The sequence below is a fragment of the Actinoplanes sp. NPDC089786 genome, assembly GCF_040684855.1.
In the GTDB taxonomy this organism is placed as follows: domain Bacteria; phylum Actinomycetota; class Actinomycetes; order Mycobacteriales; family Micromonosporaceae; genus Actinoplanes.
The window spans coordinates 20993-28458 of record NZ_JBFBGU010000045.1; the positions used below are offsets into that span (position 1 = coordinate 20993).

Annotated in this window: 7 protein-coding genes; 4 read left to right on the forward strand and 3 right to left on the reverse strand. The window is 71.4% G+C overall.

Annotated features, from left to right (window positions below; translation table 11 throughout):
• Nucleotides 1–4: 4 nt before the first annotated feature.
• Nucleotides 5–1126 carry a glycosyltransferase gene (locus AB0O15_RS46590; protein ID WP_364334200.1) on the reverse strand — a complete coding sequence of 374 codons (1122 nt, stop codon included), beginning with the start codon at nt 1124–1126 and terminating at the stop codon, nt 5–7.
• Nucleotides 1123–2133, reverse strand: a complete 1011-nt coding sequence (locus AB0O15_RS46595; protein WP_364334202.1) for a glucosyl-3-phosphoglycerate synthase — start codon at nt 2131–2133, stop codon at nt 1123–1125. Before AB0O15_RS46595 ends, AB0O15_RS46590 begins: the two co-directional genes overlap by 4 nt.
• Before the next feature lie 152 nt (nt 2134–2285).
• On the opposite strand from AB0O15_RS46595, the gene AB0O15_RS46600 reads away from it, so the two are divergent.
• Both AB0O15_RS46600 and AB0O15_RS46605 read left to right on the forward strand, forming a co-directional pair.
• Nucleotides 2286–3254, forward strand: coding sequence for a Gfo/Idh/MocA family oxidoreductase (locus tag AB0O15_RS46600; protein ID WP_364334204.1), 969 nt, complete (start codon nt 2286–2288; stop codon nt 3252–3254).
• On the forward strand, nt 3247–4332 hold the full coding sequence (locus AB0O15_RS46605) for a zinc-binding alcohol dehydrogenase (RefSeq protein ID WP_364334207.1): 1086 nt from the start codon (nt 3247–3249) through the stop codon (nt 4330–4332). The genes AB0O15_RS46600 and AB0O15_RS46605 overlap by 8 nt, the downstream gene beginning before the upstream one ends.
• 4 nt (nt 4333–4336) lie before the next feature.
• Here the strand turns inward: AB0O15_RS46605 and AB0O15_RS46610 are convergent, their stop codons facing one another.
• Nucleotides 4337–5362: an acyl-CoA desaturase gene (locus tag AB0O15_RS46610; protein WP_364334210.1), complete on the reverse strand. Its 1026-nt coding sequence runs from the start codon at nt 5360–5362 to the stop codon at nt 4337–4339.
• Between the two features lie 116 nt (nt 5363–5478).
• Between AB0O15_RS46610 and AB0O15_RS46615 the strand changes: the two genes are divergently transcribed.
• Both AB0O15_RS46615 and AB0O15_RS46620 read left to right on the forward strand, forming a co-directional pair.
• Nucleotides 5479–6744: a sensor domain-containing protein gene (locus AB0O15_RS46615; RefSeq protein ID WP_364334213.1), complete on the forward strand. Its 1266-nt coding sequence runs from the start codon at nt 5479–5481 to the stop codon at nt 6742–6744.
• Nucleotides 6717–7352: a response regulator transcription factor gene (locus tag AB0O15_RS46620; RefSeq protein ID WP_364334216.1), complete on the forward strand. Its 636-nt coding sequence runs from the start codon at nt 6717–6719 to the stop codon at nt 7350–7352. Before AB0O15_RS46615 ends, AB0O15_RS46620 begins: the two co-directional genes overlap by 28 nt.
• Nucleotides 7353–7466 lie beyond the last annotated feature (114 nt).

Consider the following 7466-nt stretch of genomic DNA (forward strand, 5'->3'; position numbering starts at 1 on the left):
ACGGTCAGGCCGGGACCGGGGCGCTGATCCTCTCGTAGAGGGCGAGGTACGCGGCGGCCATCGTCGCCGGGGTGAAGCGCCGGACCGCCTCGGCCCGGCACTCGGCCTCGTCGATGTGCCGGGCCGCGTGCACGAGGTCGCCCAGCTCCTGCTCGTCGGTGGTGATCAGGCCGGTACGGCCGTGCTCGACCAGCTCGGGCAGGCAACCGCGGGCGATGCCGACGACCGGGGTGCCCAGCGCCAGCGACTCGACCACGGCGGTGCCACCGGGCTCGTTCCAGCGCAGCGGGAACAGCGCCACCGCGGCCGAAGCGACCAGGCTGTCGCGCTCCGCGCCGACGACCGTGCCCACCCAGCGGACCCGGTCGCCGTCCACCTGCGGCGCCACCTGCTCGCGCCAGAACCGCACGTCGGGGTTCTGCGGGTCGGCCGCGGCCAGGTCGCCCGGCTGCTGGTACGGGCCCACCGGACCGGCCAGCACCAGGTCGAAGCCGGCGCTGTGGGCAAGCTGCGCGGCGAGGTCCTGTCCCTTCCCCGGCGTGATGCGACCCAGGACCACGGCGTACGGGCGCTTCTCCGTACGCGGGCGCCGGTCGGCCCCGTCGGCCAGCGGGGTGCCCAGGTGCACGTGGCCCACGGCGTGCGCGCGCAAGGCGTCCGGGGCGTGGCTGAGCTGGTCGGCGGACACCCCGTTGACGCGTACCCGCGAACCGCCGTCGAACGTCCCGTACAGCTCCGGATGTTTCCGCAGGTCCCAATGCAGGGTGTGCAGCCCCGGCGGGGCGTCCGGCCCGAGCCCGGCCAGCATGGTCAGGCCGGCCGCCTCGACGTGGTCGTGCACCAGGTCGATGTCGCCGCGGGCCAGCCGCCGGGACACCGCGTGCTGATGCGCCGGCACCACCCCGCAGACCTGGTTGTACGGGCGTTGCAGCAGCTTGAACTGCCCGCTCGGGTAGACCGCGAGGCGCTCCTCGACCGGCAGGTCGCTGTCGCCCACGGTGGCCAGCACCACCTCGACGCCGAGCCGGCGCAGTTCCGGCACCAGGGTGGCGATGACGTTCTCGATGCCGCCGTAGCCGCGGGGCGGCACGGGAAGCCACGGGCCCGCGTTCATCAGCACCTTCATGCGATCCGCACCTCCGCCGGCACCGGCATGGTGGCCAGCGGCGGGCGCTCGCCGACCCCGACGTCGGCCGTGCTGATCTGGCGGTTGAGGTGGGGCAGCGGGTCGGTGCCGCCCCGGCTGAACTGGGTGAGGGCGGTGGCCGGCGGCAGCGGCTCGGCGACCAGGCCCCGGCGGTGCAGGCGGCTCCACGCGGTCACCATGATCTGCGCCGACATCCGGCCGAGCGCGTCCAGGCTCTGGTGCCGGTGGTGGCGCTCACCCAGGTCGACCTGGGCCAGCGCGTCCAGGCCGACGAGGTCGAGCAGGTCGATGAGCATGGCGATCTCGACGCCGTAACCGGAGACGAACGGGATGCGCTCGAGGGTGGATCGGCGGCCCGCGTACTCGCCGGCCAGCGGCTGCACGAAGCCGGCCAGCTCGGGCCAGAACAGGTTGAGCAGCGGACGGGCGCTGATCTCGGTGACCCGGCCACCGCCGTCGGCCTCCACACCGGACGCGCCGACCAGCGGCCGGTGGTAGAAGCCCTTGACGAAAGTTACCGACTGGTCGGTAAGAAGGGGGCCGAGCAGCCCGGTGACGAAGGTCGACGAGAAGTCGCGCAGGTCGCCGTCGACGAACGCGACCACATCACCGGTGCTGGCGGCCAGGCCGGCCCAGAGCGCGTCGCCCTTGCCCTCCATCCGGGGCAGTCCCCGGGTGATCTCGTCCTGATCGACGACCCGGGCGCCGGCGGCCCGGGCCACGATCGCGGTCTGGTCGGTGGAGCGCGAGTTCACCACCACGATCTCGTCCACCAGCGGGACCCCGGCGACGAGCTCGCGTCGGATGGTGTCGACGATCGCGCCGATCGTCTGCTGTTCGTTGCGGGCCGGGATGACCACACTGACCCGGGCGCCACCCTTGGCGGCGGCGAGGGTGCGTGCGGACCACTGCGTCGCGTTACCGGTGCGATAGGTGGCCCACGCCTCGACGACGGGCGAGACGGCGGGCGGAGTCAGCTGATGCATGGGCGGATCCCCCGATTGCTCGTGACGACTGGAGATCGAACGCATGCCCGTTCCACGGGCAGGCAATCTTTCCGGTGGGTAAACAAGATCCCCTCGATGTTTCAGCCGGCTCAAGCGCGGAAGACAAAGCAGCACGAGGAACGGGAGGTCGCATGTCGGCGACAAGGGTCGGACTGGTCGGCGCGGGCGGGGTGGCACAGCGGCATGCCCGCGTCCTCTCCGGACTGCCGGATGTGCAGATCATCGGGGTTACGGACGTGCAGGAAGGGGCCGCGCGGAAGCTCGCCGGCGAGTACGGCGCGAGCTCCCCGCCGGACGTGGCGGCGTTGCTGTCCGAGGGGGTCGACGCCGTCTACGTCTGCGTCCCGCCGTTCGCCCACGGGCCCGCGGAACGGGCGGTCATCGAGGCCGATGTTCCTCTCTTCGTGGAAAAGCCTATAGAGATCGAATTGGATAAAGCACGCGAGACGGCCGAGTTGATCACCCGGCGCGAGTTGCTGACCGGGGTCGGGCATCACTGGCGCTACAGCGCCGTCGTCGACCGAGCCCGCGAGGTGCTGGCCGATCGGCCGGTACGCCTGGTGACCGGCGCCTGGCTGGACAAGGTGCCGCCGGTGGCGTGGTGGCCGCGTCGCGACCGCTCCGGCGGGCCGGTCGTCGAGCAGGCCGCGCACGTGCTCGACCTGCTCCGATACGTGGTCGGCGAGGTGACCGAGGTGAGTGCCATGAGCAACGGCATCCCGCCGGCGGTGGACGGCGCCGACATCGACGGCGCGACCGCGGCCACGCTGCGCTTCGCCAGCGGCGCCGTGGGCACGCTGACCGCGACCTGTGTGCTCGGCTGGAAGCACCGGGCTGGGCTGGAGATCTACGCCGACGGCCTGGCCCTGGCGATCACCGAGGACCGGCTGACCGTCCGCGACGGTGACGGCGAGTGGAGCGTGGACACCGACCCGGACCAGGCCCGGGTGGCCGTCGACCGAGCGTTCGTCGAGGCGGTTCGCGGCGACGGCATGGACGTACGGGTCCCGTACGCCGAAGCCGTACGCACCCATGCCCTGGCCACCGCCGTGGCCGAGTCCGCGGCCGCCGGTCGCCCGGTCACGGTGCCGCATGTCTGACCGCAACCTGGTGGTGGCCGGGCCGGGCCGGTTGCGCATCGTCGACGAGCCGGAAGAGCCCGGACCGTTCCGGGTCCGCACCCTGTTCAGCGGCGTCTCGGCCGGCACCGAGCTGAGCTTCGTCAAGGGCACCAACCCGGCGCTGCGTGAACGCTTCGACCCGACGCTCGGCCTGTTCCTCGACGGCGACGCCCCGGATCCGTACCCGGTGACCCGGCTCGGCTACATGGAGGTCGGCCGGGTCGAGCGCAGCGACACCCCGGCGGTCACCGAGGGCGACGTGGTGGCGATGACGTACGGCCACCGCACCGGCTGGACCGGTGACCCGCTGCGTGACCGGGTGGTGCCGCTGCCCGCCGGCCTCGATCCGATCCTCGGCATCTACGTCGCGCACATGGGCCCGATCTGCGCCAACGGCCTGCTGCACGCCGCGGCCGATCTGCACGGCGCCGATGTGCGCCGGCTCGGCGACGGGGTCGAGGGCCGCCGGGTCGCGGTCGTCGGCGCGGGGGTGGTCGGCCTGCTCACCGCGCTTTTCGCCCGCGCCCACGGCGCCGCGTCGGTGGTGGTGGTCGACCCGACCCGGTCGCGCCGGGCCATCGCCGAGGCGCTCGGCCTGGCGGCGCTCGACCCGGAGGCGGACGATGTGGCGGCCGCCCTGAAGACGGCCTGGCGGCACACCGCCGACGATCGCGGCGCCGACGTGGTGTTCCAGTGCCGCGGTCAGGCGTCCGCCCTGCATCTGGCCCTTCGCCTGCTCCGCCCGCAGGGCGCCGTCATCGACCTGGCCTTCTACCAGGGCGGCGCCGACGCGCTCCGGCTCGGCGCCGAGTTCCACCACAACGGTCTGACCATCCGCTGCGCCCAGATCGGCCGGGTGCCGCGCGGGCTCGGGGCGACCTGGGACCGTGAGCGGCTGTCGGCCGAGACCGTCCGCCTGCTCCAGCGTGACGGCGACGCGATCCGCCGCCACGTGATCACCGCGGTGGTGCCGTTCGACGAGGCGCCGGCGCTGCTGGACGATCTGGCGCAGCGCCGGCGGCACGAGGTTCAGGCCGTGTTGACCTTCCCCGGTTGAGGGCTCAGGCCTGGGGCTTCCGCAGCGGCGCCCCGACCTCGTGCAGGTGGCGGAGGGCCTGGCGGTAGGACTCGATCAGACCGGTCTGCTCGTACGCCACACCGATCTCGGCGCAGTAGTCCCGCACGATCGGCTGGGCCTTGCGCAGGTTGGGCGACGGCATGCCCGGGAACAGGTGGTGCTCGATCTGGTAGTTCAGCCCGCCCAGCGCCACGTCGACGAACCAGCCACCGTTGACGTTCCGCGAGGTCAGCACCTGCTTGCGCAGGAAGTCCTCGTCGCCGGTCGGGTGCGGCATCCCCTTGTGGTTCGGCGCGAAGGTCATGCCGAGATACACACCGAAGAGCCCCTGGTGTACTAGCAGGAAGGCGATCGCCTGCAACGGCGAGAGGAAGATGAACAGCGAGCCCAGGTAGGCGACCACGTGCGCGATCAGCAGGGCGGCCTCCAGGCCGGGGCGCTTGACATGGCCCGCCCGCAGGGCCTTCACGCTGGACACCTTGAGGTCGGTGCTGAGCAGCGTGAGCAGCGGGAAGAACAGCCCGGCCTGGTGCCGGGTGACGAACGCGGCCAGCCCACGGCGGCCGACGGCCGACTTGGTGGCCCAGATCAGCACCTCCGGCGCGACGTCCGGGTCGAGATCGTCGTGGTTGGGGTTGTTGTGGTGGCGGGTGTGCTTGTCCATCCACCAGCCGTAACTCATGCCGACGCCGAGGTTGCCGGCCATCCGGCCGAAGATCTCGCTCGGCCGCTTGGTGCGGAACACCTGGCGGTGGGCCAGGTCATGCGCGACGAGCGCCATCTGGGCGAAGGCGATGGCCAGGAACGGCGCCACGGCGAGCACCCACCAGGACGACCCGACCAGGAAGAACGCGGTCCAGGCGCCGGCCGCCAGCAGGGTCACGAGCGCCATGCGTACGACGTAGTAGAGCGGTTTCCGCTGCATCAGACCCTCGGCGTTGATCCGCCGGTTGAGTTCCGCGAAGTCGCTCGATGGCCGCACTCTCGGTGCTGTCGTGGTAGCCGTCATGCCCCCAAGTATTCGCGTTCCCGGACCGGAATGTCTGGAGTGCCGAGCCCCACCTGCATTGGGGTGCCAGCACCCTTGTGACGGATAGCCGGCCCTGGCGAGGGCATGATTAAGGCATGAGAAGCTGGCTCCGCGTACGTGCCGGTCTGTCCGCCACGGCGGACGGCCTGTTCGCGGCCGGCCTGGCCACGCTGAACCTGCCCGTGCTGACGATCTGGCTGGCCGGTCTGATCCTGAGCCCGCTGCCGGTGCTCGGCACCGACATCCTCACCGTCGCCGTGACGATCGTCCGGTGGCGCGCCGACCTCGAGCGGCGGCTGGCCGCGCGGGCCGGCCTGCCGATCCGCCGCCCCTATCCGCCGCCGCCGAAGCGTTCCGAGGTGGGCGACCGCCTCTGGGTGCGGTGGATCATCACCGATCCGGCGACCTGGCGGGACATGGCGTGGCTGCTGCCCGGCGCGCTGGTCGCGGTGTGCCTCGGCGTCATCACGCTGGCGATCCCCGCGTACGGGCTGGTCGGTGTCGGGTTGCTGCCGTTGTGGCTGCATCTGGGCGAGGTGCGGTTCGGGTACGGCGTGTTCTGGCCGACCATGACCACCGCCGAGGCGTGGCTGTCTCTCCCCCAGGGCCTGGTGATCCTGGCCGTCGGCCTGGTCCTGGCGCCGCTGCTCCGCACGACCGACGTGCTGTTCACCCAGCTCTTCCTGGCCCCCACCATGTCCGCTGAGCTGCGGTTACGCGTTGCCCACCTGACCACCACGAGGACCGACACCATAGACGCACAGGCGGCCGAGCTGCGTCGCATAGAGCGTGACCTGCACGACGGCGCCCAGGCCCGGCTGGTCTCGGTGGCGATGACGATCGGGCTCGCCGAGCGTCTCGTCCGCCGCGATCCGTCCGCCGCGCTCAAACTGCTCGCCGAGGCCCGGTCGTCCAGCACGGCCGCCCTGGTCGAGCTGCGACATCTGGTCCGCGGAATACATCCGCCGGTGCTGGCCGAACGGGGCCTCGAAGGCGCCGTCCAGGCGCTGGCGCTCAGCCTGCCGGTGAAGACGCCGGTCGCGTCCCACCTGCCCGGCCGGCTCGAGACGTCGGTCGAATCGGCGGTCTACTTCGCGGTGGCCGAGACGCTGGCGAACATGGTGCGGCACAGCCGGGCCCGGTCGGCCTGGGTGACCATCGGTCACACCGGCGACGTGCTCGCCGTCGAGGTCGGCGACGACGGCGTGGGCGGGGCCGACCCGGCCCGTGGGACGGGTCTGATCGGGATCATGCGAAGGTTGAACGCGTTCGATGGGACGATGGCGGTCTCGTCCCCACCGGGCGGTCCCACCGTTGTGACCATGGAGCTGCCGTGCGCGTTGTCATCGCCGAAGATCTGACGCTGCTGCGGGACGGTCTCACGCGTCTCCTGCAGGCGTTCGACTTCGAAGTGGTCGCGGCGGTCGACAATGGACCCGATCTGCTGCCCGCGCTGCTCGGCCACCGGCCCGACGTGGCGATCATCGACGTACGGTTACCGCCGACCCAGACCGACGAGGGCCTGAAGGCGGCCATCGCGGCCCGCGCCGAGATCCCCGGCCTGCCCGTGCTGGTGCTTTCACAACACATCGAGCCGCTGTACGCCCGAGAGCTGCTCACCGACAGCACCGGCGGGATCGGCTACCTGCTCAAGGAGCGGGTCTCCGACGTCGAACAGTTCATCCAGGCGATCCACCAGGTCGCGGCCGGCGGCACCGCGTTCGATCCCGAGGTGGTTTCCCAACTGCTGGCCCGCCGGGAACCGCTCGCCGTGCTGAGTCCCCGCGAACTCGACGTCCTGCGGCACATCGCCGAGGGCCGGTCGAACGCGGCCATCGCGGCCCGGCTCTTCATCACCGAAAAGGTGGTCAGCAAATACATCAACAACATCTTCACAAAACTCGGGATGCCACCGTCGGATGACGACAACCGCCGAGTTCTGGCCGTGCTGATGTTTCTCAACGCCTGACAATGACCTTTATTTACACGTAACTGGATAGGTGCCTGATTTGGGTGTGGGTATGCGGCATCGTGGACCGTGACGGTCGGGTGGTGGTTGCGGGTCAGGCGGGAGCGGGAGTCC